The 25,988-nt window shown below is 64.4% G+C and carries 27 protein-coding genes; 9 read left to right on the forward strand and 18 right to left on the reverse strand.

Annotated elements, in window-relative coordinates:
* Positions 1-28: 28 nt before the first annotated feature.
* The 3 genes from JQ587_RS16980 to JQ587_RS36910 all read left to right on the forward strand — a co-directional run bounded on the left by JQ587_RS16980 (position 29) and on the right by JQ587_RS36910 (position 1,559).
* Positions 29-616, forward strand: a complete 588-nt coding sequence (locus JQ587_RS16980; protein ID WP_094973334.1) for a GNAT family N-acetyltransferase — start codon at positions 29-31, stop codon at positions 614-616.
* 135 nt (positions 617-751) lie between these two features.
* Positions 752-1,402: a hypothetical protein gene (locus JQ587_RS16985; RefSeq protein ID WP_212302737.1), complete on the forward strand. Its 651-nt coding sequence runs from the start codon at positions 752-754 to the stop codon at positions 1,400-1,402.
* 22 nt (positions 1,403-1,424) lie between these two features.
* Positions 1,425-1,559 carry a hypothetical protein gene (locus JQ587_RS36910; protein ID WP_283815637.1) on the forward strand — a complete coding sequence of 45 codons (135 nt, stop codon included), beginning with the start codon at positions 1,425-1,427 and terminating at the stop codon, positions 1,557-1,559.
* A gap of 18 nt (positions 1,560-1,577) precedes the next feature.
* Here JQ587_RS36910 and JQ587_RS16990 read toward each other — a convergent pair whose 3' ends face one another.
* From JQ587_RS16990 to JQ587_RS17010, 5 genes are all read right to left on the reverse strand, one after another.
* Entirely contained in the window at positions 1,578-2,063 is a 486-nt protein-coding gene (locus tag JQ587_RS16990) for a F0F1 ATP synthase subunit B family protein (protein WP_212302736.1), read from the reverse strand.
* A gap of 5 nt (positions 2,064-2,068) precedes the next feature.
* The gene (locus JQ587_RS16995) at positions 2,069-2,632 is read right to left on the reverse strand and encodes a F0F1 ATP synthase subunit B (protein ID WP_212302735.1); all 564 of its coding nucleotides are present in this window, start codon (positions 2,630-2,632) and stop codon (positions 2,069-2,071) included.
* Between the two features lie 60 nt (positions 2,633-2,692).
* Positions 2,693-2,923 (reverse strand): F0F1 ATP synthase subunit C, encoded by a 231-nt coding sequence (locus tag JQ587_RS17000; protein WP_007599451.1) that lies wholly within the window; start codon positions 2,921-2,923, stop codon positions 2,693-2,695.
* 53 nt (positions 2,924-2,976) lie between these two features.
* Positions 2,977-3,726 carry a F0F1 ATP synthase subunit A gene (locus tag JQ587_RS17005; RefSeq protein ID WP_212302734.1) on the reverse strand — a complete coding sequence of 250 codons (750 nt, stop codon included), beginning with the start codon at positions 3,724-3,726 and terminating at the stop codon, positions 2,977-2,979.
* A gap of 112 nt (positions 3,727-3,838) precedes the next feature.
* A complete protein-coding gene (locus JQ587_RS17010) occupies positions 3,839-4,213 on the reverse strand; it encodes an AtpZ/AtpI family protein (RefSeq protein ID WP_212302733.1) in 375 nt (124 codons plus the stop codon).
* Positions 4,214-4,598: 385 nt separating this feature from the next.
* Between JQ587_RS17010 and JQ587_RS17015 the strand changes: the two genes are divergently transcribed.
* The gene (locus JQ587_RS17015) at positions 4,599-5,132 is read left to right on the forward strand and encodes a hypothetical protein (protein ID WP_212302732.1); all 534 of its coding nucleotides are present in this window, start codon (positions 4,599-4,601) and stop codon (positions 5,130-5,132) included.
* Between the two features lie 49 nt (positions 5,133-5,181).
* Complete coding sequence (locus JQ587_RS17020) at positions 5,182-5,655, forward strand: secondary thiamine-phosphate synthase enzyme YjbQ (protein WP_212302731.1); 474 nt, start codon at positions 5,182-5,184, stop codon at positions 5,653-5,655.
* A gap of 72 nt (positions 5,656-5,727) precedes the next feature.
* Here the strand turns inward: JQ587_RS17020 and JQ587_RS17025 are convergent, their stop codons facing one another.
* Positions 5,728-7,392 carry an MFS transporter gene (locus tag JQ587_RS17025; RefSeq protein ID WP_212302897.1) on the reverse strand — a complete coding sequence of 555 codons (1,665 nt, stop codon included), beginning with the start codon at positions 7,390-7,392 and terminating at the stop codon, positions 5,728-5,730.
* A 345-nt stretch (positions 7,393-7,737) separates the two neighbouring features.
* Between JQ587_RS17025 and JQ587_RS17030 the strand changes: the two genes are divergently transcribed.
* The 3 genes from JQ587_RS17030 to JQ587_RS17040 all read left to right on the forward strand — a co-directional run bounded on the left by JQ587_RS17030 (position 7,738) and on the right by JQ587_RS17040 (position 10,295).
* The gene (locus JQ587_RS17030) at positions 7,738-8,409 is read left to right on the forward strand and encodes a response regulator (RefSeq protein ID WP_212302730.1); all 672 of its coding nucleotides are present in this window, start codon (positions 7,738-7,740) and stop codon (positions 8,407-8,409) included.
* Between the two features lie 136 nt (positions 8,410-8,545).
* Positions 8,546-8,845: a chorismate mutase gene (locus JQ587_RS17035; protein ID WP_212302895.1), complete on the forward strand. Its 300-nt coding sequence runs from the start codon at positions 8,546-8,548 to the stop codon at positions 8,843-8,845.
* A 418-nt stretch (positions 8,846-9,263) separates the two neighbouring features.
* Positions 9,264-10,295, forward strand: coding sequence for an alpha/beta fold hydrolase (locus JQ587_RS17040; RefSeq protein ID WP_212302729.1), 1,032 nt, complete (start codon positions 9,264-9,266; stop codon positions 10,293-10,295).
* 3 nt (positions 10,296-10,298) lie between these two features.
* Here JQ587_RS17040 and JQ587_RS17045 read toward each other — a convergent pair whose 3' ends face one another.
* The 6 genes from JQ587_RS17045 to JQ587_RS17070 all read right to left on the reverse strand — a co-directional run bounded on the left by JQ587_RS17045 (position 10,299) and on the right by JQ587_RS17070 (position 20,394).
* On the reverse strand, positions 10,299-13,808 hold the full coding sequence (locus tag JQ587_RS17045) for a PAS domain-containing hybrid sensor histidine kinase/response regulator (protein ID WP_212302728.1): 3,510 nt from the start codon (positions 13,806-13,808) through the stop codon (positions 10,299-10,301).
* 265 nt (positions 13,809-14,073) lie between these two features.
* On the reverse strand, positions 14,074-15,303 hold the full coding sequence (gene hemA / locus JQ587_RS17050; RefSeq protein ID WP_212302727.1) for a 5-aminolevulinate synthase: 1,230 nt from the start codon (positions 15,301-15,303) through the stop codon (positions 14,074-14,076).
* Positions 15,304-15,532: 229 nt separating this feature from the next.
* Entirely contained in the window at positions 15,533-16,594 is a 1,062-nt protein-coding gene (locus JQ587_RS17055; protein ID WP_212302726.1) for an MBL fold metallo-hydrolase, read from the reverse strand.
* Between the two features lie 213 nt (positions 16,595-16,807).
* A complete protein-coding gene (locus tag JQ587_RS17060; RefSeq protein ID WP_212426019.1) occupies positions 16,808-18,961 on the reverse strand; it encodes a methyl-accepting chemotaxis protein in 2,154 nt (717 codons plus the stop codon).
* 168 nt (positions 18,962-19,129) lie between these two features.
* Complete coding sequence (locus tag JQ587_RS17065) at positions 19,130-19,852, reverse strand: outer membrane protein (RefSeq protein WP_212302724.1); 723 nt, start codon at positions 19,850-19,852, stop codon at positions 19,130-19,132.
* A 221-nt stretch (positions 19,853-20,073) separates the two neighbouring features.
* Positions 20,074-20,394, reverse strand: a complete 321-nt coding sequence (locus JQ587_RS17070) for a hypothetical protein (protein ID WP_212302723.1) — start codon at positions 20,392-20,394, stop codon at positions 20,074-20,076.
* Between the two features lie 250 nt (positions 20,395-20,644).
* Here JQ587_RS17070 and JQ587_RS17075 point away from each other — a divergent pair, with 250 nt between their 5' ends.
* Entirely contained in the window at positions 20,645-20,932 is a 288-nt protein-coding gene (locus JQ587_RS17075) for a hypothetical protein (protein ID WP_212426020.1), read from the forward strand.
* A 44-nt stretch (positions 20,933-20,976) separates the two neighbouring features.
* On the opposite strand, the gene JQ587_RS17080 is transcribed toward JQ587_RS17075, so the two are convergent.
* The 6 genes from JQ587_RS17080 to JQ587_RS17105 form a co-directional block, all read right to left on the reverse strand.
* On the reverse strand, positions 20,977-21,912 hold the full coding sequence (locus tag JQ587_RS17080) for an AEC family transporter (RefSeq protein ID WP_212426021.1): 936 nt from the start codon (positions 21,910-21,912) through the stop codon (positions 20,977-20,979).
* Between the two features lie 102 nt (positions 21,913-22,014).
* Positions 22,015-22,224 (reverse strand): hypothetical protein, encoded by a 210-nt coding sequence (locus JQ587_RS17085; protein ID WP_212302721.1) that lies wholly within the window; start codon positions 22,222-22,224, stop codon positions 22,015-22,017.
* Complete coding sequence (locus tag JQ587_RS17090) at positions 22,221-22,406, reverse strand: hypothetical protein (RefSeq protein WP_212302913.1); 186 nt, start codon at positions 22,404-22,406, stop codon at positions 22,221-22,223. The genes JQ587_RS17085 and JQ587_RS17090 overlap by 4 nt, the downstream gene beginning before the upstream one ends.
* Before the next feature lie 143 nt (positions 22,407-22,549).
* Entirely contained in the window at positions 22,550-24,169 is a 1,620-nt protein-coding gene (locus JQ587_RS17095) for an ABC transporter ATP-binding protein (protein ID WP_212426022.1), read from the reverse strand.
* Positions 24,170-24,171: 2 nt separating this feature from the next.
* Complete coding sequence (locus tag JQ587_RS17100) at positions 24,172-25,011, reverse strand: ABC transporter permease (RefSeq protein WP_212302719.1); 840 nt, start codon at positions 25,009-25,011, stop codon at positions 24,172-24,174.
* Entirely contained in the window at positions 25,008-25,979 is a 972-nt protein-coding gene (locus JQ587_RS17105) for an ABC transporter permease (protein WP_212426023.1), read from the reverse strand. The genes JQ587_RS17100 and JQ587_RS17105 overlap by 4 nt, the downstream gene beginning before the upstream one ends.
* Positions 25,980-25,988 lie beyond the last annotated feature (9 nt).

Genomic DNA, 25,988 nt, shown 5'->3' on the forward strand with positions numbered 1-25,988 from the left:
CAACGGACGCCCCCCGGGAAGCATCACCATGGCCCTCTTTCGCCTGCCATCCAGTGGACCTGCTGCTCTCGCCCCTCGCGGCAACGGCCTGTTGCTGCGCGCGCCGCAGATGTCGGACTTCTTGCAGTGGGCGCACTTGCGCGAGACCAGCCGCGACTACCTGACACCGTGGGAGCCGATCTGGCCGTCGGACGACCTGACCCGGTCCGGCTTTCGCCGCCGCCTGCGCCGCTATTCTGAGGACATTGCCGCGGACCGTTCCTATCCGTTTCTGGTCTTCCGCGAACTCGATGGCGCCATGGTCGGCGGCATCACGCTCGCGAATGTCCGGCGCGGCATCGTCCAGGCCGGCACCATCGGATACTGGGTCGGCCAGCCCCACGCCCATCGCGGTTACATGACGGCCGCGCTGCGGGTGCTGCTGCCGACACTGTTCGGCGAGCTCAATTTGCACCGCGTCGAGGCGGCCTGCATCCCCACCAATGCGCCGTCGATCCGGGTGCTGGAGAAGTGCGGCTTCTCCCGCGAAGGGCTGGCGCGCCGTTATCTCTGCATCAACGGGGTCTGGCAGGACCATCTGCTGTTCGGCCTGCTGCACGAGGATTTCCGCGGCTGAGCCGGGTCTCCGAGCTCCTGGAGGTCAGCCTTTTTTCCTGCCTGGTTTTCTCGCCTTGGGATCGCCGATTTTGGCGATATAACCCGCGCAAGCCGGCCGATCGGCCGGGGTGTTTGTCATGGAGTATTGCCGTTCATGAGGGAGCTTCGATCATTGCGGAAGGCGCTGCGGCGGGGTCCGGTGATCGCGCTGGCGCTGTCGGTGTCGTTCGCCTCCGTCTCGCCGGTTGCGGCGCAGTCGCTGACCGACCGCTTCAAGAGCCTGTTCGGCGGCAAATCCGACGAACCCGCCGAGTCCAAGCCGGCGCCTGCGCCGGGGCAGCCTGCGGCCGATGATGAGATCGATTGCCCGCAAGTCACGGTGCGCGCCGGAGCGTCGACCTATGGTGTCGGGGCGACGGGCAAGCCGGCCGTCGGCAACGACGTGCGCTTCCAGGCCTCGATCACCAAGATGGCGCGTGAGTGTGTCCGCAACGGTGGCGAGATCACCGCGCGTATCGGCATCCAGGGCCGCGTGATCGCGGGGCCCGCCGGTGCACCGGCGACCGTGGAGGTGCCGATCCGCGTCGCCGTCGTGCAGGGCGGCGTCGGCGAGAAGGTGATCGCCTCGAAAGCCTACCGGACCACCGTCGGGATGTCGGAGGGCGGCAGCGCGCCCTTCACCTTCGTCGCCGAGGACTTGTCCTATCCGGTGCCGTCGGCCGCGGTTGCCGATTCCTACATCTTCTATGTCGGCTTTGACCCGCAGGCGCTCGCGCCGGAACCGAGAGCGCGGAAGAAGAAGTAGCGCATTGAGGAATTCAGCCGTCATGGCCGGGCTTGTCCCGGCCATCCACGCTCTTTTTGGCGGCCAAGACGTGGATGCCCCGAACAAGCCAGGGCATGACGATGAGAAAATATCCAGCCAAACAAAAAAGCCGGCGCTCACCGCGCCGGCTTTTTGATCGGTGAGGCGTCTGTCCTCAGTTCAGCTTCTGGCGAACCTCGGTGATGCCCTTGGCGAGCAGATCGTCGGCAACCTGGCCCTTGACCGACTGCGACAGGATCGTGGAGGCGGCCTGGACGGCGGCTTCCGCGGCTGCCGCACGGACGTCGGCGAGCGCCTGGGCCTCGGCGAGCGCGATCTTGCTCTCCGCGGTCTTGGTACGCCGGGCGACGAAGTCTTCCACCTTCGCCTTGGCCTCGGTCGCGATGCGCTCTGCTTCGGACTTGGCGTTGGCGATGATGTCGGCAGCCTCGCGCTCGGCCGTGGCGGTGCGCGCCTTGTAGTCGGCAAGCACCTTGGCGGCTTCCTGCTTGAGGCGCGTCGCGTCGTCGAGCTCGGCCTTGATGCGGTCGGCGCGATGGTCGAGCGCAACCATCGCCTTCTTGAAGACCCCGAGATAGCCGAACACCACCATCAGGATCACGAAGGCTATGGCGACCCAGGTTTCAGGATCGAAGAACATATCGACTAACCCTTCAAGGACGCATCAACGGCGGCATTGACCGACGCCGCGTCCGGAACCACGCCGGTGAGCTGCTGCACGATGGTGCCTGCCGCATCGGCTGCGATGCCGCGGACGTTGCCCATGGCGGTCGCGCGGGTCGAGGCGATAGTCTTCTCCGCCTCGGCGAGCTTGGCCGCCAGTTGCTCTTCCAGCGCCTTGCGCTCGGCTTCCGCCTGCGCATTTGCCTTGTCTCGGGATTCGTTGCCGATCGCCTGCGCCCGCGAACGCGCCGAAGCGAGCTCGCCTTCATAGGCCTTCAGCGCCGCCTCGGACTGATCCTTCAGCTTCTGCGCCTCGGCGAGGTCACCCTCGATCTTGTTCTGACGCGCCTCGATCGCACCGCCGACCTTCGGCAGAGCAAGCTTGGACACGATCACGTAAAGCGCGACGAAGAAGATCGCGAGCCACACCAGCTGCGAAGCATAGGTGCTGCTCTCGAACGGCGGAAAACCGCCACCGTGACCGCCTTCGGTCTCGGTGTGGGCGCCCGCCGCCGGACTTTTCGCCCCGCCATGACTCTCAGCCATGGATTACTCCTGTTGCCGTCCTGCGCGCCGCTTCGGTTGAAGCGGCGCGAAAATTCGTCCTCAGAGCGGAACGAACAGCAGCAGCAGTGCGATCAGCAGCGAGAAAATGCCGAGCGCTTCGGTCACGGCGAAGCCGAAGATCAGGTTGCCGAACTGGCCCTGAGCAGCCGACGGATTGCGGACGGCTGCGGCGAGGTAGTTGCCGAAGATCACGCCCACGCCGACGCCTGCGCCGCCCATGCCGATGCATGCGATGCCCGCGCCGATAAGTTTTGCTGCTGCCGGATCCATTTTAGACTCCTTGGAAGAAAGATTGGGTTTTGGGTGGAAATTCCCCGGACCGCTTAGTGTCCCGGATGAATGGCGTCGTTGAGGTAGATGCAGGTCAGGATCGCAAACACATAGGCTTGCAGGAACGCGACCAGGATCTCGAGGGCGTACAGGGCGATCGTGAGCGCGAGCGGCAGCACGCCGCCGACCCAGCCCAGCGCGCCGAGCGAGAAGCCGAGCATGGCGACGAAGCCCGCGAACACCTTCAGCGCGATGTGGCCGGCCAGCATGTTGGCGAACAGACGGACGCTGTGGGAGACCGGCCGCAGGAAGAACGACAGGATCTCGATGAACATCACCAGCGGCAGGATGTAGCCGGGGACGCCGTGCGGCACGAAAATCGAGAAGAATTTCAGGCCGTTCTTGGCGACGCCGTAGATCAGGACGGTGAAGAACACCAAAAGCGCGAGCGCCGCGGTCACGATCAGGTGGCTCGAGATCGTGAAGGTATAGGGGATGATGCCGACCAGGTTCGAGACACAGATGAACATGAACAGCGAGAAGATCAGCGGGAAGAACTTCATGCCTTCCGAGCCGGCCGTCGAGCGGATGGTCGAGGCGACGAACTCGTAGGAGATTTCGGCGACCGACTGCAGGCGCCCGGGAACCAGCTGGGTGCCGCTGGCAAGCATCAGGATCGAGATGATCGCGACGGCCACCAGCATGTAGAGCGATGAATTGGTGAAGGCGATCGTGTGATTGCCGATATGGCCGATCGTGAAGAGAGGCTCGATGTTGAACTGGTGGATCGGATCGATTTTCATCGGCGCGGCATCTCTTGGTCTGCCGGGCTAGCCGGCGTGTCTCGGTCTGCCGGTGCGGGCCGGCCCGCACCGGCGAAGCCGGCGCGACAATTCCTCTCCTGGTCGGATCGGCTTAAGAACCACCGCGCCTGTTTTGACCCGCGCCCGCCGTTCTCACCACGTTCACCACGCCGGCCACGAAGCCCAGCAGCGTGAACACGATAAATCCGAAAGGCGACGTCGACAGCAAGCGGTCGAACCCCCAGCCAATCCCCGCTCCGACAACGACCCCGGCGATCAACTCGGAGGATAACCGAAAACCAAGCGCCATCGCCGAGGCTCTGGCCGCTCCGTCTTCACCGTCACCTGCGGGTTGCTCGGTCTTGACGTGGCGGTCGCGAAATTCGGACAACCGCTGATCAAGATTACCGAGCCGTTCGGAAAGCGCAGCTTCCTCGGGCGATCTATCGCGATCTCCATTCTCGCTGTGTCCCGTGTCTTGAGCCATGCCACGAAGACCCGAAACGCTGCGGTTGAATGGAAATTACGCCCGCCACCCTCAAAAGCCGCGCGGACCATACTGACCGCACATAATCAAGTCAAGCCAAGTCACGATCGCGTCGTGTTCGATTATGTATCTGATTTGATTGGAGATATTGTCTTGCACGTCAGCGCTGCACACAGCGTGACGCCGCACCGCAGCAGCTCTCCGCGCGATCCGCCGATATGGCCGACATTTTGCTCTGCTGGCGGGATCAAACAGACTGCGGCTACCGTTGATTTCGCAGGCTCATTTTTGGTGGCGGATTCAAGCGGACCGGCGATGCGCCGCCGACCGCCGGGGTGTAGAATTCTGAGCATGTGCCAGCCTGCGCGGCGTGGCGGAGAGCGCGATGAGACCGGCGAAATCATCCACAACATCATGGCTTGCGGCGGCGATCCTCGCTGTGACGACGCTTGCTGTGACGACTTTTGGCGGCGGTCTGGTTGCCGCGCAATCGGCGCCCGACGGCGACAACGGGCGCTACAGCATGACGCCAATCCCCGAGGGCGTGCTGCGGCTCGACAGCCGCACCGGCACGGTCTCGACCTGCACCAAGAACGACGCCGGCTGGGCCTGCTACGCCGTGCCCGACGAGCGCTCCGCGCTTGATGCCGAGATCGGCCGGCTCCAGGCCGAGGTCGAGAAGCTCAAGGGGCAGCTCGCCGCCGGGCCGACCGTCTCCGGCAAGATCGACGAGGCGCTGCCGAAATCCGATCCCCTGAAGAAGGCCGAACCGAAGGTCGCCGAGGGCGATCGCAAGCTCGAGATCCCGCTGCCGAGCGACCAGGACATGGACCGTATGATGTCGTTCCTCGAAAAGGCCTGGCGCCGGCTGATCGACATGGCCAACCGCGTGCAGAAGGACGTGTCGGGGAAGATTTGAGTTGTCGTCCTCTGGCTTTCGCCAGGACGACGGCTACGAGAGACATCTGATGACATCAGCCAAATCCGTCACGCGTTCCGCGCCATCGTCCGTGCAAGCCACCACGATCGTCTCGTCGCTGCTGACCGTGCAGACGAACGGTCGCAGCTTCACCGATCTCACCAGCGAGATTGCGAAATTTGTCGCTGAGGCGCGCGCGGGTGATGGCGCGTTGACACTGTTCATCCGCCACACCTCGGCCTCGCTGACGATCCAGGAGAATGCCGACCCTTCCGTCCTCGTCGATCTCACCACCGCACTCGCGCGTCTTGCGCCTGAAAACGTGCCCTGGACTCATGATACCGAGGGCCCCGACGACATGCCCGCGCACATCAAGACCATGCTGACGCAGACATCGCTGCATGTGCCGGTGCTTAGCGGCAGGCTCGCGCTCGGCACCTGGCAGGCGATCTATCTGATCGAGCATCGCGCCCGTCCGCACCGGCGCGAAATCGTGCTGCAATTCATTGGCAGCAACAAGTAGCGCTGCTGGAAAAGCAAACCGGCCGCGGATCGCTCCGCGGCCGGCTGTTTTGTCTGCGTCGTGCGATGCGACTTACATCTTGGTGATGTCGACGTCCTTCGTCTCAGGCACGAAGAGGAAGCCGACAACAGCCGTAATCAACGCGAAGCCGACCGGGTACCACAGGCCGGAGTAGATATCGCCGGTCGATGCGGTGATCGCGAAGGCGGTCGCTGGCAGGAGGCCGCCGAACCAGCCGTTGCCGATGTGATAAGGCAGCGACATCGAGGTGTAGCGGATGCGGGTCGGGAACAGTTCGACCAGCATCGCCGCGATTGGGCCGTACACCATGGTGACGTAGATCACGAGGATGAACAGCAGTCCGATGAGGGCCGCCACCTGCGGACGGAAGATGTCGAGCGGGTTCGACATCTTGACGATGCCGGCGTCACCCGCCTTCGGATAGCCCGCCGCCAGCACCGCCGCGGTGATCGCGGGGTTTGACGTCTTGGCATCCGTGTAGGGCACCTCCTTGTCGTTGACGACGACCTTCACCGCGCCGGCAGGTCCCGGAACGGTCGAGTATTTCACCGACGACTGGGCGAGGAAGGCGCGGGCCGTATCGCAAGGTGCGGTGAAGACGCGGGTGCCGACCGGGTTGAAGAGATCGCCGCAGCCTGCGGGATCCGCGACGACCTGCACCTTGACCGTCTCGTAGGCCTTTTCCAGCGCCGGATTGGCGTTGCTCGAGATCATCTTGAAGATCGGGAACAGGGTCAGTGCGCCGATCAGGCAGCCCGCCAGGATGATCGGCTTGCGGCCGATCCGGTCGGACAGCGCGCCGAACACCAGGAAGAAGCCGGTGCCGAGCAACAGCGACCAGGCGATCAGCAGGTTGGCGGTGTAGCCGTCGACCTTCAGGATCGATTGCAGGAAGAACAGCGCGTAGAACTGGCCCGTGTACCAGATCACCGCCTGGCCCATGGTCAGGCCGAGCAGCGCCAGGATCACGATCTTGGCGTTGGCCCAGTTCGCGAAGGCTTCCGTCAGCGGCGCCTTGGACGTCTTGCCTTCCTCCTTCATCCGCTGGAACACCGGCGATTCGTTCAGGCGCAGACGGATCCAGACCGAGATGCCGAGCAGCGCGACCGACACCAGGAACGGAATACGCCAACCGCCCCAATAGGCGCCGGGTGCACCGGCAAAGGCGGCCTCGCCGGTTGCGGTGCGGGTGAACAGGATCACCAGCAGCGACAGGAACAGGCCAAGCGTTGCCGTGGTCTGGATGAATGAGGTGTAGTAGCCGCGCTTGCCTTGCGGCGCATGCTCGGCGACATAGGTTGCCGCACCGCCATACTCACCGCCGAGCGCGAGGCCTTGCAACAGGCGCAGGCCGATCAGGGTGATCGGCGCCGCAATGCCGATCTGCGCGGCACCCGGCAACAGGCCGACGATGAAAGTCGACAGACCCATGATCAGGATGGTGACGAGGAAGGTGTATTTGCGGCCGACGATGTCGCCGACACGGCCGAACACGATGGCGCCGAACGGGCGGACCAGGAAGCCTGCGGCGAAGGCCAGCAGCGCGAAGATGTCGCGCGTGGCCTGGTCGAACATCGGCTTGCCGTCGGCGCCCGCGATGGTGAAGAACTGCGTGCCGATGATGCCGGCCAGCGACCCGTAGAGATAGAAGTCGTACCACTCGAAGACGGTGCCGAGCGACGATGCGAGGATGACGAACCGCTCATCCTTCGTCATGCCGGTCGATCGTGCCGACGTTGCAGCCATTGTGGACATCGTGAATGCGCTCCCCGAATTTCGTTTCCTCGCATCCCGGCTGTTCCGGGCATGCCGGATCAACCTGGGTCTTGCCCCCAAGGTAACATCGGCGTGAAACCCGCCCCAATACGACTTTCGGCCTTTCGCACTGACGCGCAACTGACGGTGCGGACCTATTGTGCGGCATCACGGCGTAGGTATGCGGATTAACCCCTTTCCGGCAAAGGAAGAATGTGCCCTTGCATGCCACGGCCGGTCGGGGAAGAATTGACCATTGCGCCGGTCCGGACTACTGGCCGGGTGACGAACGACAGCAAGAGATCGATGAACGCTCCTTCCACCCATCTCGTCATCGCCGATGACCATCCGCTGTTCCGCGATGCGCTGCGGCAAGCGGTGGCGGGCGTCCTGAGCACGGCGAAGATCGACGAGGCCGGCTCATTCGAGGATTTGACCAAATTGCTGGAACAGACCTCGGACGTCGACCTGGTCCTGCTCGACCTCTCGATGCCCGGCATCTCCGGCTTCTCCGGCCTGATCTACCTCCGTGCGCAATATCCGGCCATCCCGGTGGTGATCGTCTCGGCCTCCGACGACAGCGCCACGATCCGCCGCTCGCTCGATTTCGGCGCCTCCGGCTTCATTCCGAAGCGGTTCGGCGTCGAGACGCTGCGCGATGCCATTCTCAAGGTGATGGAGGGGGACGTCTGGGTTCCCGCCGACACCGACCTGTCGGCCGCCGCCGACCCCGACATGACCCGCTTGCGCGACCGCCTGGTGACGCTGACGCCGCAGCAGGTGCGGGTCTTGATGATGCTGTCGGAGGGACTGCTCAACAAGCAGATCGCCTACGAGCTCGGCGTCTCCGAGGCAACCATCAAGGCCCACGTTTCGGCGATCCTGCAAAAGCTCGGCGTCGAGAGCCGCACCCAGGCGGTGATCGCAGCCGCAAAGATTGCCGGCGGCCAGTGGAAGCAGGGCGCGCCTACGGGGTAGGGGCACTTACTCGTTAACTCGCGGATGTCCGATACGAGTCCGACCTGGCAGGTCACCCATTTGCCCTTTGCGTTTTAGACGTGCCTGAATCTGGGTTAGCCTGGAAGAGCCGCATGTGACCGCCGGAACCGCGATAATGGAAACTCAACCAGAACTGCAAGCTCTTCGCGATAGCATCGACAACCTGGATGCAGCTTTAGTCCACATCCTCGCTGAACGATTTAGGTGCACCCAACAGGTCGGGGAATTGAAAGCTCGCCTTCGGCTGCCGTCCTCTGATCCGGCTCGCGAGAGACAGCAGGTAGAGAGACTTCGCTCACTTGCACGGGCCGCCAACCTTGATCCGGACTTCGCCGAAAAGTTCCTAGCCTTCATCATCAAGGAAGTGATCCGCCACCACGAGACGACGCGCGTCAGAGTCGCCTCCAGCAGCTGATCCGTTCAGCGGAGACGTCTGCGCAGCCCACCTCGTCCAAGAAACCTTCGTAAAATTCGCGAAGTCGTGAGAACGCTGCGCCGCCAATTTGCGCCCCGTAGCGTTCAACTTGTCTGCGCGGAAAGACTCTGGATTGCTTCGCAGCGCTCGCAATGACGAGTTCTTGACCGCAACAGCCCGGCGATCTCACAGGAGAGTGCGTCGACGCGGGTTCCCCGAGGACGTAAGCAAGTCATGCTTGCAGATCCCCGCGACCGGGTTCCCTGCCGGCCTCACAACTTCTCACAACTCCAAACGGGCCCTCCGCCGCTGGCGCTGATAGGCAGTTGCGCGACGGCAAGAAGAGCCGAGCCACGCGGACAACGGCGCCCCCACGCATTGCCTCGCCGCCGGTAACCATCAACAAGGTAGCCAGATCATGAAACGGATCATCGACCAGCATCGCCGCCAGTTCCTCGGCATTGCCGCGGGGAGCGTCGCCGTCGGCCTCGGCATGATCGACCTTGCGCGCGCCGAAACCGAGACGCCACGATCTTCCGCGACCAACACGTCCTTCGGCCCGATCAAGCAGATCAATGCCGGTGTCCTCAACGTCGGCTATGCCGAAGCCGGTCCCGCGACCGGCCCGGTGGCGATCCTGCTCCACGGCTGGCCCTACGACATTCACAGCTTCGTCGATGTTGCGCCGATCCTGGCGCGGGCCGGCTATCGCGTCATCATCCCTTATCTGCGCGGCTACGGTTCGACGAACTTCCTCTCCAGCGAGACGCTGCGCAACGGCGAGCCGGCCGCGCTCGCCGTCGACATCATTGCGTTGATGGATGCGCTCGACATCAAGAAGGCCGTTATCGCCGGCTTCGACTGGGGCGCGCGCACCGCCGATATCATCGCGGCGCTGTGGCCGGAGCGCTGCCGCGCGCTGGTGTCGGTCAGCGGCTATCTGATCTCCAGCCAGGCGGCGGGCAGCGCGCCGCTGCCGCCGTCCGCCGAGCTGCAATGGTGGTACCAGTTCTATTTCGCGACCGAGCGCGGCCGCGCCGGCTACGAGAAGTACACGCATGACTTCGCGAAGCTGATCTGGAAGCTGGCCTCGCCGCAGTGGAAGTTCGACGACGCCACTTTCGATCGCAGTGCGAAGGCTTTCGAGAACAAGGATCATGTCGCGATTACGATCCACAATTACCGTTGGCGGCTTGGGCTTGTTAAGGGCGAAGCGAAGTACGACGAGATCGAGAAGAAGCTCGCGGCAGCTCCGGTCATCGACGTGCCTGCGATCACGATGGAAGGCGATGCCAACGGCGCGCCGCACCCCGATCCAAGCGCCTACGCCAAGAAGTTCTCCGGCCGCTACGACTATCGCCTGATCACCGGCGGCATCGGCCACAATCTGCCGCAGGAAGCCCCGCAGGCCTTTGCCAAGGCCGTCATCGATGCCGACGGCGGCGCTTGAGCTCTATTCCGCCGCCACCATCTGCTGCGTCCGCCACTGCCCGAGCAAAGCGCGCAGCGAAGCCGGCTTCACCGGCTTGTTCAGTACGGCGATTTTCTCATCGCGGGCCGCCATCTGCACGGCGGGGCTGCGATCCGCGGTAATCAGGATCGCGGGAATAGTGTCGCCGAAGCGGCGGCGGATGTCGCGGATGGCGGCGATGCCGTTGCCGCGGTCGAGGTGATAGTCGACGAGCAGTCCGGTGACGCGCCGGCCGGCGGCCTCGATCGCGGTGATCGCGCCTTCGGGATCGGCGACCGCGATCACCTCGGCGTCCCAGGTCTTCAGCAGCGTCCGCATGCCGTCGAGGATCGCGGCGTCGTTCTCGATGCAGACGATCAGTGCCCCGGAGATCGAGGTGCGCGCCAGCGGTGTTGCGCTGGTCACCGCCGCGGTCAGCGTCACGGCCTTCGCGGTAGGCACCGTCACGGAGAACAGCGAGCCGCCGCCGGCATTGGCGTCGATGGTGATGGTGTGGCCCAGCACGCGCGCGAGCCGCTCGACGATCGAGAGTCCCAGACCTAGCCCGCGCGCGATCCGCGCGCCCTGCTCGAGGCGGTGGAATTCCTTGAAGATCTCGCCGCGTTTGACCGCGGGAATGCCGACGCCGGTGTCGTAGACGCAGATCTTGAGCGAGGCGCCGTGGCGGCGGCAACCGACCAGCACGCGTCCCCGCGGCGTATATTTGATCGCGTTCGAGATCAGGTTCTGCAACAACCGCCGCAACAACAAGCGGTCCGACTCGATCGGCAGCGAGCAGGGCACGAAGCTGAGCTCGAGCCCCTTGGCGCGCGCGATCGGAGCGAACTCGATCTCCAGCGAGCGCATCAGATCGGCCATCTTGAAGCTCGAGATCGAAGTTGTCATCGCGCCGGCATCGAGCCTGGAGATGTCGAGCAGCGCGCCCAGGATTTCCTCGATGGCCTGCAGCGATTCGTCGATGTTCTCGACCAGCCGCGTCTCCTCGCCATTGTGCTGGCGCTCGACAAGGCTCGTGACATAGAGCCGCGCCGCGTTCAGCGGCTGGAGAATGTCGTGGCTGGCCGCCGCGAGGAAGCGCGTCTTTGAGATGCTGGCGTCCTCCGCGGTGCTCTTGGCCAGAGCCAGCTCGGAGTTCAGCCGCGTCAACTCCTCGGTACGGTCGCGCACGCGCTTTTCCAGCGTGGCGTTGGCGCGCTCCAGCGCCTCCGCCGCCTCGAAGGTCGGCGTGACGTCGGTGAAGGTGATGACGAAGCCGCCGCCGGGCATGCGGTTGGTGAGCACCTCGATCACCATGTGCCGTTCCGGCAGGCGCTCGAGGTAGGGCTCGCTGTCGGTGGTGTAGGCTATAAGCCGCTGTTCGATCATTGCCTCGCGATCACCCTCACCGGCCGGATCGCTCACGCCCATGAATTCGAGGATTTCGCGCAAGGGTGTGCCGAACTGGATGAAATGCGGGGGAACGTTGAGGAGGTCGCCGAACTGCCGGTTGGAGCAGATCAGCTGGAGGTCGCCGTCGAACACCGCGATGCCCTGGCGCACATGGTTCAGCGCGGTCTGGAGAATCTCGCGGTTGAAGTGCAATGCCGCATGGGAATCGTCGAGCAGCTTCAGTGCGGCCTTCGCGGACACGGTTCGCTTGCGGAGTAGCAGCGACATCACGAGGCGCGAGGATGCGGCCCCGATCGACGAGGCGATCAGGTGCTCGGCGTGCTGCAGCAGCTCGAAATCGGCGGGCGCTCCAGATTCCAGCCGTATATTGCGCCGTGCCGAGAACGCCTCGAACGACTGCCGGGCGCGATCGGGCCCGAGATATTGCGCGACCGTGGTCTGGATGTCCTGCACCGTGATAGTGGTGCGCCAGCGGCGGAAGTTCGGGGCGATTGGGGCGAGGGTGTTGGGCACGAACAGATCGGCCTGCACCAGCTCGATGGACGAGGGCTGCCGCGCCAGCGACAGCAGCACGTAGGTGAGAATGTTGAGCGAGAGCGACCAGACCACGCCATGCATCAGCGGCGGCAGGTCGGCGCCGAACAGCGCCTGCGGCCGCAGCGCCTCGATCCCGAACGGGCCGTGCTGCAGCAGCAGGATGCCTGATGTCGAGGAATCCATGAAGCTTGGGATGAACAGGGTGTAGAGCCACACCGCGAAGCCGACCAGCATGCCGCCGATGGCGCCGCGCGCGGTCGCGCGCCGCCACAACAGGCCGCCGAAGAAGCTGGGCGCGAGCTGTGCGATGGCGGCAAAGGACAAGAGGCCGATCGCCGCAAGCTGAGTGTTGCCGAGTGCGCGATAATAGAAATAGGCCATCACCATGATGGCGAAGATGGCAAGCCGCCGCGAGCGCAGCAGGAAGTCGCCGAAATCACTTCCCCCCGCGCGCCCCTCGGGCCGTCGTTGCAGCACCAGCGGCACCACGAGGTCGTTCGAGACCATGATGGAGAGCGCGACGCATTCGACGATCACCATGGCCGTGGCCGCCGACAGGCCGCCGACGAAGACGGCGACGCTGAGCAGTCCCGCGCCGCCCTCCATCGGCAGGGCCAGCACATACATGTCGGGATCGACCGCGCCGAACGGAAAGGTGACGAGGCCAGCGAGCGCGATCGGGATCACGAACACATTGATGGCGACGAGATAGAGCGGGAACAGCCAGCGCGCGCGGCTGACCTCGGCGTCAGAGGAATTCTCCACCACGCTGACGTGGAATTGCCGCGGCAGCAGCATGATCGCGCACAGCGACAGCAGCGTCATGGTCAGGAAGTTGCCGATCGACGGCGAATAGTCGATGGCGCGCACCGCTTCCGGCGTCTTCATCGCGCGCTCGATCAATTCGTGTGGCGAGAACATCCAGAAGGTGACGAAGATGCCGGCGGTGAGGAAAGCAGTCAGCTTGATGATGGACTCGGTCGCGACCGCGAGCATCAGGCCGTGCTGATGCTCGGTGGCGTCGGTCTGCCGCGTGCCGAACAGCACCGCGAAGGCTGCCATCGCCAACGTCACCATCAGCGCAATGTCGCCGAGGATCGGAATGTGGGAGAACGCCTGGTCCTCGCTCAGGATGACTTCGAGGGAGGAGGCCACCGCCTTGAGCTGGAGTGCGATGTAGGGCACCGAGCCGATGATCGCGATCAGCGCCACGGTTGCGGCCACCGCCTGGCTCTTGCCGTAGCGCGCACCGATGAAGTCGGCGATCGATGTGATGTTGTGCGCTTTCGCAAGCTGGATCACGCGGCGCAGCACGCCGGCGCCGAGGCCGATCATCAGGATCGGGCCGACATAGATCGCAAGGAAGTCGGTCGCGGTGCGGGTGGCAAAGCCGACTGAGCCGAAGAAGGTCCAGGAGGTGCAGTAGATCGCCAGCGATAGCGGATAGATCAGCCCGGACGCGCGGCCGGGCTTGGCGGACGAGCGGCGATCGCCATGGCTCGCCACCAGGAACAGGAAGCCGATATAGCCGAAGGCGGCGGCGATCACGCCCCAGTCGTGCAGCATGGCGAGCGTGGCTCTCCCTGGGCGCGGTAGCGCCCGATCTCATTTTCGCTTGCAAATCTAGCGCGTTGGGAGGGGCGAGGCGACAGCGAAATGGCTGGCTGGGGTGGGAACTGGGGTTGTCGTTAAGGTGTCGACCCCAGCGTCGTCCTGGCGAAAGCCAGGACCTATGACCACAAGGCGTGGTTTATGAGCGCACCGGCAGCTCCGGCGGCCTTTAACAATTGATAGTCGGGGTAATGGGTCCTGGCTTTCGCCAGGACGACCATCATTCCGCCGCGAGCGACTTCTCGCGCAGCGGCAGACCCAGACGGTCCCACACCTGCAGCAGCGCTTCGGCGAGCTGATCGATCAGGCCGTCGTCGTGATAGGGCGAGGGCGTGATGCGCAGGCGTTCGCTGCCCTTGGCGACGGTCGGATAGTTGATCGGCTGGATGTAGATGCCGTGCTCCTCGAGCAGCAGGTCGGAGGCCTGTTTGCACTTCTCGGGATCACCGACGAACAGCGGCACGATGTGGGTGTCGCTCGACATCACAGGCAGGCCGGCGGCGTTGAGGATGGCCTTGACGCGTGCGGCGCGATCCTGATGGCGCTCGCGCTCCCAGCTCGAGGTCTTCAGATGCTTGATCGCAGCGGTTGCGGCCGAGCAGATCGCCGGCGGCAGCGCGGTGGTGAAGATGAAGCCCGGCGCGTAGGAGCGCACCGCGTCGATGATCTGGCCATTGGCCGCGATGTAGCCGCCGAGGCAGCCGTAGGCCTTTGCCAGCGTGCCTTCGAGAATGTCGATGCGGTGCATGACGCCGTCACGCTCGGCAATGCCGCCGCCGCGCGGGCCATACATGCCGACGGCATGGACCTCGTCGACATAGGTCATCGCGTTATATTTTTCGGCGAGATCGCAGATCTTTGCGAGCGGAGCGACGTCGCCGTCCATCGAATAGAGGCTTTCGCAGGCGATCAGTTTCGGCCGGTTCGGGCCCGCGGCCTTCAACTGCGCTTCGAGATCGGCGAGATCGTTGTGGCGGAACACTTGCCGCTCGCAGCCTGACTGGCGGATGCCCTCGATCATCGAATTGTGGTTGAGCTCGTCCGACAGGATCAGGCAGTTCGGAATGAGCTTTGCGATGGTTGCGATGCCGGTCTGGTTCGAGACATAACCCGAGGTGAACAGCAGCGCGGCTTCCTTGCCGTGGAGGTCGGCGAGCTCGGCCTCGAGCTGCACCAGCGGATGATGCGTGCCCGCGATGTTGCGGGTGCCGCCCGCGCCGGTGCCGACGCGTGTTGCGGTCTCGACCATGGCGCCGACCACCTTCGGGTGCTGTCCCATGCCGAGGTAGTCGTTGGAGCACCAGATCACGACGTCGCGCTTGCCCTTGGGCGAGTGCCAGATCGCGTGCGGGAACCGGCCGGCGGTGCGCTCGAGGTCGGCGAACACGCGATAGCGCCGTTCGGAATGGAGACGATCGAGGGCGGAATTGAAGAACTGGGCGTAATCCATCGGCAAAACCTAAGACGGAACTGGCCAAAAGGGCCGCATCTTCTTAGAGCTTTTCCAGCTCTAATGTCTATGCGCTATCCCACATTTGGCGGTGAGGGGCATTTGGGCAAAATGCCCTATCCGGCACGCCGCAACTTGATCCCGATCAAGTTCGCGCGACTTATAATGCTGCTTTGCAGCATCCGTCTGTTCACCGCGCCCGCAAGCCGGACGAGGCGAAGACAACGCCTCACGTCGTCCTGAACTGCAGCACGCCGTCCTTGGTCTCGGCGGTCAGTCGGCCCTCGACGATCATGTAGTTGACGTGGGCGACGAGCTCGCCGGCGGCGAAGCCCATCTGGTGCTCGTCCAGCACGTGCTTGTTGAAGACGACAGGCACCAGCGCGCGCGAGGTCTGCGGCACTTCGCGGCAGGCTTCCGCGATCAGGCGGCAGCGCTCCTCGTGATGGTCGGCGAGCTGCTTGATGCGGGTCTTGAGCCCATAGAACGGCACGCCGTGACCGGGCAGCACCAAGAGATCATAGGGCAGGGTGGTGGTGAGGCTTGCAAGTGAAGCCAGATATTCGCCGAGCGAGTTCTGGTCGGGCTCGACCGCCCAAACACTGACATTCGGCGAGATCTTGCTCAGCACCTGGTCGGCGGAGAGGAAGAGCTTGTCGTCGGCGCAATACAGCATCACCTGGTCGAGCGCGTGGCCGCCGCCGGTGATCACCTTGAAGCGCCGCGTGCCGATCACGATCTCGTCGCCGTGGGAGATGCGGCGATATGACGGCGGCAAGACCGAAACGCGCGTGAGATATTCCTGACCGCGACCGAGCAGCTTTTCGGTGAGCGACTCGTCCATGCCGTGGCGGCGGAAGAACAGGCGCTGCGCCTCGCGCCGTTCTTCGGTGCCGCGGTTCTGGTGATAGACCGATTGTAGATATTCGACCTGCGACATCACCAGCGGGCAGTTGAACCGTTCCACGATCCAGCCCGCGAGGCCGACATGGTCGGGATGCGAGTGCGTGACGATCAGGCGCGTGATGTTGACGCCTTTCAGCGGGCCTTCGAACAGCTTCGTCCAGGCCTCGATCGTCTCCTCGTTGCCGAAGCCGGCATCGACCATCGCATAACCGTCGCCATCGGCGAGCAGGTAGATGTTCACATGGTTGAGGCGGAACGGCAGCTTCAGCCGCGCCCACAACACGCCGGGCCTGACCTCGACGACCTCTTCAGGGCCGGGATGCTGGTCCCAGGGATAGCGCAGGGCCTCGGCCGAGGACTGCACGGTGTCGGTTTTTGCGTTCATGTTACCGGCTTAAACCCAGCGCGGGCAGGGCGCCAGCCGAAAAAGGACGCGAGGCGGTCGTCGCATGGCCATCATACCGCGGCTTTTTCCGTGCGCCGGTTGAAGCCTGCCAAAAACGCCGTCATTCCGGGGCGCGCCTAGCGCGAACCCGGAATCCGGAGGTGACTGCGCGAGATTCCGGTTTCGCCTCTTCGAGGCGCCCCGGAATGACAATCAGGCCGCCCGCATGTTGTTGAGGAACGCGTCGATCTCTCCGCGCAGCATGTCGGCCTCACGGCGGAGCGCATCCGATGCACTCAGCACCTCGGTCGCCGCGGCGCCGGCCTCGGCCGAAGCCGTCGAGACGCCGACGATGTTGCTGGAGACCTCGCTGGTGCCGCCGGCCGCATGCTGGATGTTGCGGGCGATCTCGCGCGTCGCCGCGCCCTGTTCCTCGACCGCGGCCGCAATGGTCGTGGTGACGTCGTTGATCTCGCCGATGATCCGGCCGATGCCCTGGATGGCGCCGACGGCAGACGTCGTGACCTGCTGCATGCTGGCGATCTGGGTTCGGATCTCTTCCGTCGCCTTCGCGGTCTGGCTCGCGAGGCTCTTCACCTCGGATGCGACCACCGCAAAGCCGCGGCCGGCCTCGCCTGCGCGCGCCGCCTCGATGGTGGCGTTGAGCGCGAGCAGATTGGTCTGCGACGCAATCGTCTGAATCAGGTCGACCACGACGCTGATGCGGCTCGCGCTGTCGGCGAGGCTCTGCACCGTGGTGTCGGTGGCGCCGGCCTCATCGACCGCCTTCTTGGCGATCGCGGCCGAGGTGACGACCTGCTTGCTGATCTCCTCGATCGAGGACGACAGCTGCTCGGTACCCGATGACACGGTCTGCACGTTGACCGAGGTTTCCTCGGCGGCGGAAGCGACCGCGTTCACCAGAGCGTTGGACTGGTCGGCGGTGTTCGACATGCTCTGCGCGGTCGTCTGCATCGAATTGGCCGATTGCGCGAGATTGTCGAGCGCGGTGCGCACCGTGCCTTCGAACTCCGCGATCTTCGCTTCCATATGCGCGGCCCGCTCGGCCTTGACGACGCGATCCTTGTCCTGCTCGCCCGCAAGCGCCCGCGCTCCGATCATGCTGTCGCGGAACACCGTCAGCGTTTCCTTCATCGCGCCGATCTCGTCGTTCTGCCGGGAGCGGACGATCTCGGTGTCGAGATCGCCGGCCGACAGCAGCTGCATGGCGCGCTGAAGCTCGCGGATGCGGCGCAGGATGTTGCGCCCGACATAGAGCCAGACGAACAGCGCCGAGCCGATCAAGGTGAGCCCGCCCAAAGCCAGCATCGCTGTCGTGGCGAGTGAGATCTCCTGGCGCGCCTGGAAGGTCGACGCATTGGTCTCCTTCTGTACGCCGTCGACGAGCGCCTGCACGCTGATGCCGAGGCCGACATTGAGCTTGCGGGTTTCGTCCAGGATGGTCTGGCCGTAGTCGATGGAATCGAGCTCCTTCTGGCGGATCTTGAACACGCCGCTCTTGCCTTCGCCGAAGGCGAGCAGCTTCTCCACGGCGTCGCGTACGGTCTGCATCGAGGGAATGTTCGGAAGGTCCTCGAGGTTGGACTTGACGCGGTCGCGGGTCGTCTTGAATTCCTTCTCGATCGCCTCGAGCGTATCGCTGCTGTTGGCCGAGAGTGCCGCCATCATGTCGGCGGCCATCAAATTGCCGTTGGCGGAGACGGTCGAGACCTGTGAGACCGTGCGTGCGGCTTCGGTGGCGTCGTCGGCCGACACCTCCGCCGCGCCCAGGATCGCGTTGAGGCGGGTTTGCGCATCCAGCATCGCCGGGCCGGCAGCGCCGACGAAGGCGAGCTGGGCCTTGCGCAGTGCTTCATACTGCTTGTCGTGCAACGCGCCGGTGTCGAGCCGCTCGCGTGCCGCCGAGACGAGGCTCTGTGTGGCTTCGTCGATGCTCTTGGCGGTGTCGCGGAGCGCGTTCGCGGTCTGCTGGTCGGCGCCGAGCTCAATGATCTCGCCGAGCTTGCCCATCGCGAGCTGCTGGATGTCCTTCACGCTCTTGGTACGCTCGTTCAGCGCATCGGGGCTGGGCGATGCCAGCAGGCCTGGTCCTTGCGCGGCGAGCGTTGCGCTTTGCGAGGCAAGCTGAAGGCTGGCAGAGAGGCGCGGGATGTCGCGGCCGCTCAAATCCATCATGGTCGAGCCGAGATGGCTGAAAACGAAGCCGGCGCCGGCTGCGATCACGAGGCCCATGCCTGCGATCACGGCGAAGGCCGCAATCAGGCTGCCACGCAGGCCCCATTTCGGCATTTTGAAACGCGGCTTGAGACGGCCGAGGACACGGCCAACGCCCAGACGGATCGCCATCGAAACTCCCCCACACCCGTAATCTTATATTTTCGTCGCGGAGTATCCTTGGCGCGGGTTAAAAAATCGCAAGTTGCACAAACGCTTGGCTAGTTCCGCAGGGCGAAAAAAGAAAGGGCCGGCAGCGATGCCGGCCCTCGAAAGCGAAGGGGATCTTCTCAGGCGCGATCAGTAGCGCGCGACGACCGGGCTGGCCCAATTGAAACGGTAGTTGAGGCCCGCCTTGAAGGTGTGGTCGTCGGTGGTGAAGTTGCCGGTGCCGACCAGCGGACCCGCGGTGAAGTGTGAGTCGCCGAAATTGTAGTACTGGTACTCGGCCTTGGCCGACCAGCTCGGCGCGAACATGTATTCGAGGCCGGCGCCGATGGTGTAGCCGTTGCGGTGATCGCCATCGATGATGAAGGCGGTCGGCACGCCAGCGACGGTGACCTTCTCGTTGTTGTCCGAATAGGCGTAGCCGCCCTTCACGTAGACCAGGCCCGGTCCCCAGGTGTAGCCGACGCGGCCGGTGATCGAGCCGAGGCCACGCTGGTCGTTGGTGTAGGCCACGCCGCCCGGGAACACCGCGCCGACATTGCCGGAGAGCCAGGAATACTGGCCTTCGACGCCAACCACGAAGTTCGGATTGACCTGCCAGTCGGCACCGACCTGTACGCCGCCGAGGAAACGGCCGTTGCCGTTGTTGCCGGTGGAGAGGCCGTTGAAATTGTTGTCGCTGGAGAACGCGCCGCCGATATGGCCGCCGATGTAGAAACCGGTCCAGTTGTAGATCGGCGCGGCATAGGCCGGGGCCTTGTTGTAATAGGGGCGGGCGCCGAGATCGGCACCAATCGCCGGGGCAGCCGCGCCCAACACGAGCAGCGCAACGGTTGCAAACAGAATCTTCTTCATCGTCCAAACTCCAGCACTAAGGTCCCGGCAAGCGCGCTGTCCGCGCCGCGTTGGTTTTGCAGATAGCTCGCTTTTGACGAAAATGCTGTCACATGCATGGCACAGCGATGCCCAACCTAACTTATTGGGCTGCAATTGATTTTCGTGCTTAATGCCGACTTAAGAAGCGGTGAAGGAAGGCTTAATTCGAGCGCGTTGCGGTAACTTGCGGGCGCGTCTCGTTAACCAAGACGCCGCCGCACCTCGTCGCGCATCTGCGCGCGGAAGGCGGCGCGCTTTGCGGGGCGGTCTTCCTCGCGCACGTCGTGGCGATCGAAGATGTCGAACTTCTCCAGGATCGGATAGCGCTCGCTCGCCATCGCGAGCACGCGGAGCACCTTGGTCGCGGCGACCGTCGGGCCGCGCACCTCCCAGCGCCGGATCGTGTCGGCGCCATCCTTCTCCGGCAATGCACAGAGTTTCGCCATGTCGGCCGCGGTGAGCTTGCGCTCGATGGCCTCGGAGAGGTCGTCGCGGAGCTGCTTCAGTTCGGGGCCGGTCATGCTGTTCGCGTCCAGGAAGGCCATTGAGGGGTAATGCACTAGCGCTGATTCGGGTCGATCCGAAGGCGGTCACGGTCGTGATAGACATGGCGGTCATTGCTTTCAAGGAACTGGCATTCGGCTGCGACCGTGAAGAGCGCGACGGTCGGCACATTTTCGAGCACACGGAGTTATGAACGAAGGCCTATGGGAATTCGCCGGCGAATGAACACATGATTTCATTAGGCCGCAGTGAATGAAGGGATCGGTCATGACAACGACCAGGTTTGCCATTTACGCGCTTGTCGCGACTGGCCTGCTTGCCGCGCCGTTCGCGGCGGAGGCGAAGAGGGGTCGCACGAGCCGGCACTACAGCACGAATGTCATGGCTCCAACCTATGGTGGCTCCGGAGTAACTGCGACGCAGCCGAGGCCATCTTACGGGTCGTCGGGACAGACGGTCGGCACGGTCACGGCGCCATCGGTCGGTACATATAATTGGCCGTCGGTTGGCGTCACGAACGCGGTCCCGAGCTGGAGCAACACCAATCCGCGGTAACACAGAGGGTGGCTGCGGTGCGCTTCAGCCTTCCGCCGCCCCGTTCAGCGCGTGCTCGTCGCCAGGCCGGAGAGAAGGTAGAGCGCGACCAGCAAGGTCGCGACCGAGAGCATGGTCGTGATCGAGACCGTGGCCGCGACCAGCTTCTCCTCGACCTTGTGTTCATGCGCCAGCACGTAGACGGTTTTCGCCGTCGGAACGGCTGCGCAGATGACGGCGGCGACGGTGTAGAGCGGATTGAGGGCGGTGATCACGCAAAGGCCGTAGACGATCAACGGCATCACCACCAGTTTCACGGCCGCGAGCGCGAATGATGTCCCGAGACTGGATCGCAGGCCTTCGACCGACAGGCCGAGCCCGATGGCAAATAGTGCGCAGGGCGTGAGCGCCGCGGCGATCATGTTCAGGTAGGCTGCGACAGCCGCTGGAATCGGCAGGCCCGTGACCGCCCAGACGAGGCCGATGAGCGTCGACAGCACCATCGGATTGAGCAGGATCTGCTTCGCCAGCCCCGCGGACCGCGCAGGCCCGTGCGCGCCACGCTCCAGCAGGATAACCGTGACCGGAAACATCACGGCGGCGACGAACACGGTCGCGACTGCGGCCGGCAGAACGGCGGGCTGGCCGTAGATCGCATGCAGGATCGGCAGCGCCACGAAGCCGGTATTGGTCATCGCCGCCGCCATTCCTTGGATCGTGCTGCTGGCGAGATCGTGCTTCCCACCCGTGCGAACCGCCAGGAAGACCAGCACGAAGCAGATCAGGGAGCCGCCGCCGAAGGCGAGCAGGAAACGCCATTCCAGCAGATTGCGCGCCGGCTCCTGCGCGATGGTGACGATCAGCAGCGCGGGCATCGCCACGTTGTAGGCGAAATGCACCAGCGCATCGGCAAGCGAGCGGGAGAGATAGCCGAGTTCGCCCGCGAGCCAGCCGGTGACGATGATTGCGAATACGGGAAGAACGAGGCTGGCAACCTCCATCCGGCGTCCCCTCTGCCAAGCAGCATCGCCATCCTAGCCCGGCGATGCCTGCCCGTCACGGTTCAACCGGAGCGCGCCGCACCGGTCAGGTGGCGTTTGGCCTTAGGCGCCCCTGCCTGTCTGCTGGCCGATCACACAGCGCCATCCCGCCAGCCGCTCGGCCGGATGCTGGCTCATCCATTCGGCAAGTTGCGGCGCGCCCATCATGCAGGACTGCACCGAGACATCGGCGAAGTCCGAGGTGGTGACGATCTGTTCGTGGCAATTTGCCGGCGAGGCGAGGCTGCAAAGTACGGCGATGATCTTGATCACGCGAGGTTGCCCCCGTCGCTGCGAACATTGGCTCCGCTCGATTGCTCGCCAGCGGGATCAGCAGGCGGGAAGATGCTGTCGTAGATCGCACGGGCCTCCCGGATGAGGCGAATGCGCTCACGTTCGGATTTCGAGACGAACTGAATAACCTGGCCCATGTCGGCCTCCATCTGGATCCGCAACCCATCATCATATGATGAAAATCATTGCATGCGGATGTGGGATGCCGGCCTCAGCTTTGCAGCCGTGCGGGCGGTCACGAGGGATAAAAAGCCCGTGACTATTCCGTTCCTAAGCGGACCAGAATACCAAAGCGAAACGCACCTCACCCTGCCGGTGCGCGTTCCCTTTGTCCTGGCACGGCCGCGAGCACTTCCCGCGTGTAGGAATGCTCCGGCGCGGCGAACAGCTGCGCGGTCGGCTTCAGCTCGACGATGGCGCCGCGCTGCATCACCGCGATACGGTCGCAGATCTGGGCGGCGACACGCAAATCGTGGGTGATGAACAGCATCGAAAGGCCGAGGCGCGCCTTGAGATCCTCGAGCAACTTCAAGACCTGCGCCTGCACGGAGACGTCGAGCGCCGAGACGGCCTCGTCAGCAACGATGATCTCGGGTTCGAGCGCGAGGGCGCGCGCGATGCCGATGCGCTGGCGCTGGCCGCCGGAGAATTCATGCGGATAGCGCTCCAGCGCGCCGGCATCCAGGCCGACCATCTTCAGGAGATCCCGGGCGCGGTCGAATGCCACCTTCGGATCAATGCCGGCCGCAATCGGGCCATCGGCGATGATGTGGCCGATCTTGCGGCGTGGATTCAGGGAAGCAAACGGATCCTGAAAGATCATCTGGATGCGATGGCGCTCGGCGCGCAGCGCCTTGCCCGCGAGTTGGGTCAGATCCGTATCGCCGATCCGCACCGTGCCGCGGTCGGCCTCGATCAGCCGCATCACGAGCCGCGCCACCGACGATTTGCCGGAGCCGGATTCACCGACGAGGCCCAGCGTCTCGCCTTTGAGGATGTTGAAGTTCACCGCGCGCGCGGCATCGACGCGGCGGTCCTCGCGAAACCAGCCGCCTGAGGTGACGTAGGTCTTGTCCAGCCCGATCACCTCGACGGCCTTGGCCCGATCGTCGAGGGGTGCGCGCGCCGGCGGATCCATCGACGGCACGGCGGCGAGCAGCGCCTTGGTGTAGTCGTGCTGCGGTTCGTTGAAGACGGTTGCGGCCGGACCTTCCTCGACGACCTTGCCATGGCGGAGCACTACGACCTGGTCAGCGATGTCGGCGACCACGCCAAAGTCGTGGGTGATGAACATCACGGCCATATTGCGGTTGCGCTGGAGGTTGCGGATCAGCTTCAGGATCTGCGCCTGCGTGGTGACGTCGAGCGCGGTGGTCGGCTCGTCCGCGACCAGCACCGCCGGTTCGAGCGCGAGCGCCATCGCGATCATGGCGCGCTGTCGCTGACCACCGGAGAGCTGGTGCGGATAGGCGCGCACGATGCGTTCGGGGTCGGGCAGGCCGACCTCGCGCGCCAGCGACAACGCTCGCGCGCGCCGTTCCTTCGGCGTCAGCAGGCCGTGGGCCTCGAACATCTCCGCCATCTGATCGCCGATCCGCATCAACGGATTGAGCGCGGTCATCGGCTCCTGGAAGATCATCGCCAGCCGGCGGCCGCGCAGATCGCGCCAGCCGTCGTCGTCGAGCTTGAGCAGGTCGCGGCCTTCGAACTGGATCTCGCCTGACGTGACGCTCACCGTATCCGGCAACAAGCCCATCAGCGCATGCGCGCACATGGATTTGCCGGAGCCGGATTCGCCGACGACGCAGACGATCTTGCCGGGCCGAAGGTCGAGCGAGACGCCATCGACGGCGAAGGAACGTTCGGCGCCCTTGGGCAGCGCGATCCGCAGATTCTTGATCGAGACGGCGGGCGGGGCGGTCATCGTCAGCGGCCCTCGCGCGAGAGACGCGGATTGAGCGCGTCGTTGAGGCCTTCGCCGATCAGGTTCAGCCCCAGCACCGAGATCAGGATTGCGACGCCGGGAAACACGGTGATCCACCAGGCCTGGCGGATCACGGTGCGGCCGGCGCCGACCATGTAGCCCCAGGAGATCAGATTGGGATCGCCGAGGCCAAGGAACGAGAGCGAGGATTCCAGCAGGATCGCGGTTGCCACCATCAGCGAGGCCAGCACGATCACCGGTGACAGCGCGTTGGGCAAAATCTCGCGCAGGATGATCCAGCTGTTGCTCTGGCCGGTGACGACGGCGGCCTGGACATATTCGCGCGTGCGGAGCGACAGCACCTCGCCGCGGACGAGGCGGGCGACCGGCGGCCAGCTCACCACCGCGATCGAGGTCACGATCGAATAGATCGACGGTTGCAGGATCGCGACCAGCACGATCGCGAGCGCAAAGCTTGGGATGGTCTGGAAGAACTCGGTGAAGCGCATCAGGGCGTCGTCGATCCTGCCGCCGAAATAGCCGGCCATGGCGCCGATGGGAATGCCGACGACCAGCGCGACAAGCGTGGAGACAAGTCCGACCAGCAAGGAGACGCGTGCGCCAAAGATCATGCCGGCGAACACGTCGCGGCCGAGTGCGTCGGTGCCGAGCGGCACGGTCGAGAGCGTGAACGGCGGCAGGAACGGCCGCTGCACCATGCGCCAGGGCGAGTTCGGGAACAGCAACGGTCCGAACACCGCGACCCCGATCGCGAGCAGAAGTATGACCAGCCCGATGACGCCGCTCGGGCTCTTCAGTATCGATTTCCAGAACTGTTTCATGCGGCGAGTTCGATGCGCGGGTCGACCAGTCGGTAGACGAGGTCGGTGATGAGATTGAAGATCAGCACCATGACCGAGCAGGTCACGAAGACGCCGAGCAGCAGATTGTAGTCGCGCTGCAAGAGCGCGTCGTACATCAGTCGCCCGATGCCGGGCCAGGCGAACACGGTCTCGGTGATGACGGCGCCGCCGATCAGCGTGCCGGCGTGCACGCCCGCGAGCGTCACGACAGGCAGCAGCGCATTGCGCAGCACGTGGCGGCGCTGGATGACGGCGTCGGAGAGGCCCTTGGCGCGCGCGGTCTTGACGAAGTCGAGCCGCTTCACTTCCAGCATCGAGGCGCGCGTCATGCGGGTGTAGGTCGCCATGAAGAACAGGCCGAGCGTCATCGCCGGCATGATCAGGTGCTTTGCGACGTCGACCACATGGGCAAAGCCGGTGAAATTGGCGCCGACCGTCTCGTAGCCGAAGCTCGGCAGCCAATCGACCGTGACCGAGAACAGCAGAATTCCCATCAGGGCCACCCAGAAGATCGGCATGGCGTAGAAGATCAACGCAAAGATGGTGATGCCGGTGTCGAGAAAAGTCCCGGCGAAGCGGGCGGCGAAGGTGCCGAAGAGAACGCCGAGCGCGAGCGAGATCGCGAATGCCGTCAGCGTCAATAACAGCGTTGCCGGCAGCCGCTCCAGGATCAGCTTCGAGACCTGCGCCTGCTGGCGGAACGAGAAGCCGAGATCGAGGGTCGCGATGCCCTTGACGTAGATGAAGAGCTGCTCGGGCAGCGGCTTGTCGAGGCCGAACTTTTCGCGGAGCTGCTGGACGAAGACCTGGTCGCTGGCGCCGGCCTCGCCCGCCATCACGACAGCGGGGTCGCCCGGTGCGAGCCGGATCAGGAAGAAGTTGAGGACGACGATCGCGAGCAGGACGATCACGCCCTTGAGGACACGCTGAGCGACGAAGGAGAGCATAGTTAGTGC

It is taken from the genome of Bradyrhizobium manausense (assembly GCF_018130615.1).
Classification (GTDB): Bacteria; Pseudomonadota; Alphaproteobacteria; order Rhizobiales; family Xanthobacteraceae; genus Bradyrhizobium; species Bradyrhizobium manausense_A.

What these genes read in the sequence shown, in the direction of transcription:
- JQ587_RS17060 (WP_212426019.1), bottom strand. Translation starts at nt 18,961, where the DNA reads ATGGCGATCCGTCTGGGCGTTGGCCGTGTCCTCGGCCGTCTCAAGCCG.
- JQ587_RS17030 (WP_212302730.1), top strand. Translation starts at nt 7,738, where the DNA reads ATGAACGCTCCTTCCACCCATCTCGTCATCGCCGATGACCATCCGCTG.
- JQ587_RS16985 (WP_212302737.1), top strand. Translation starts at nt 752, where the DNA reads ATGAGGGAGCTTCGATCATTGCGGAAGGCGCTGCGGCGGGGTCCGGTG.
- JQ587_RS17080 (WP_212426021.1), bottom strand. Translation starts at nt 21,912, where the DNA reads ATGGAGGTTGCCAGCCTCGTTCTTCCCGTATTCGCAATCATCGTCACC.
- JQ587_RS17000 (WP_007599451.1), bottom strand. Translation starts at nt 2,923, where the DNA reads ATGGATCCGGCAGCAGCAAAACTTATCGGCGCGGGCATCGCATGCATC.
- JQ587_RS16990 (WP_212302736.1), bottom strand. Translation starts at nt 2,063, where the DNA reads ATGTTCTTCGATCCTGAAACCTGGGTCGCCATAGCCTTCGTGATCCTG.
- JQ587_RS17095 (WP_212426022.1), bottom strand. Translation starts at nt 24,169, where the DNA reads ATGACCGCCCCGCCCGCCGTCTCGATCAAGAATCTGCGGATCGCGCTG.
- JQ587_RS16980 (WP_094973334.1), top strand. Translation starts at nt 29, where the DNA reads ATGGCCCTCTTTCGCCTGCCATCCAGTGGACCTGCTGCTCTCGCCCCT.
- JQ587_RS36910 (WP_283815637.1), top strand. Translation starts at nt 1,425, where the DNA reads ATGGCCGGGCTTGTCCCGGCCATCCACGCTCTTTTTGGCGGCCAAGAC.
- hemA (WP_212302727.1), bottom strand. Translation starts at nt 15,303, where the DNA reads ATGGATTACGCCCAGTTCTTCAATTCCGCCCTCGATCGTCTCCATTCC.
- JQ587_RS17025 (WP_212302897.1), bottom strand. Translation starts at nt 7,392, where the DNA reads ATGACGAAGGATGAGCGGTTCGTCATCCTCGCATCGTCGCTCGGCACC.
- JQ587_RS17010 (WP_212302733.1), bottom strand. Translation starts at nt 4,213, where the DNA reads ATGGCTCAAGACACGGGACACAGCGAGAATGGAGATCGCGATAGATCG.
- JQ587_RS17055 (WP_212302726.1), bottom strand. Translation starts at nt 16,594, where the DNA reads ATGAACGCAAAAACCGACACCGTGCAGTCCTCGGCCGAGGCCCTGCGC.
- JQ587_RS17075 (WP_212426020.1), top strand. Translation starts at nt 20,645, where the DNA reads ATGACAACGACCAGGTTTGCCATTTACGCGCTTGTCGCGACTGGCCTG.
- JQ587_RS17005 (WP_212302734.1), bottom strand. Translation starts at nt 3,726, where the DNA reads ATGAAAATCGATCCGATCCACCAGTTCAACATCGAGCCTCTCTTCACG.
- JQ587_RS17045 (WP_212302728.1), bottom strand. Translation starts at nt 13,808, where the DNA reads ATGCTGCACGACTGGGGCGTGATCGCCGCCGCCTTCGGCTATATCGGC.
- JQ587_RS17035 (WP_212302895.1), top strand. Translation starts at nt 8,546, where the DNA reads ATGGAAACTCAACCAGAACTGCAAGCTCTTCGCGATAGCATCGACAAC.
- JQ587_RS16995 (WP_212302735.1), bottom strand. Translation starts at nt 2,632, where the DNA reads ATGGCTGAGAGTCATGGCGGGGCGAAAAGTCCGGCGGCGGGCGCCCAC.
- JQ587_RS17065 (WP_212302724.1), bottom strand. Translation starts at nt 19,852, where the DNA reads ATGAAGAAGATTCTGTTTGCAACCGTTGCGCTGCTCGTGTTGGGCGCG.
- JQ587_RS17100 (WP_212302719.1), bottom strand. Translation starts at nt 25,011, where the DNA reads ATGAAACAGTTCTGGAAATCGATACTGAAGAGCCCGAGCGGCGTCATC.
- JQ587_RS17105 (WP_212426023.1), bottom strand. Translation starts at nt 25,979, where the DNA reads ATGCTCTCCTTCGTCGCTCAGCGTGTCCTCAAGGGCGTGATCGTCCTG.
- JQ587_RS17070 (WP_212302723.1), bottom strand. Translation starts at nt 20,394, where the DNA reads ATGACCGGCCCCGAACTGAAGCAGCTCCGCGACGACCTCTCCGAGGCC.
- JQ587_RS17020 (WP_212302731.1), top strand. Translation starts at nt 5,182, where the DNA reads ATGACATCAGCCAAATCCGTCACGCGTTCCGCGCCATCGTCCGTGCAA.
- JQ587_RS17015 (WP_212302732.1), top strand. Translation starts at nt 4,599, where the DNA reads ATGAGACCGGCGAAATCATCCACAACATCATGGCTTGCGGCGGCGATC.
- JQ587_RS17040 (WP_212302729.1), top strand. Translation starts at nt 9,264, where the DNA reads ATGAAACGGATCATCGACCAGCATCGCCGCCAGTTCCTCGGCATTGCC.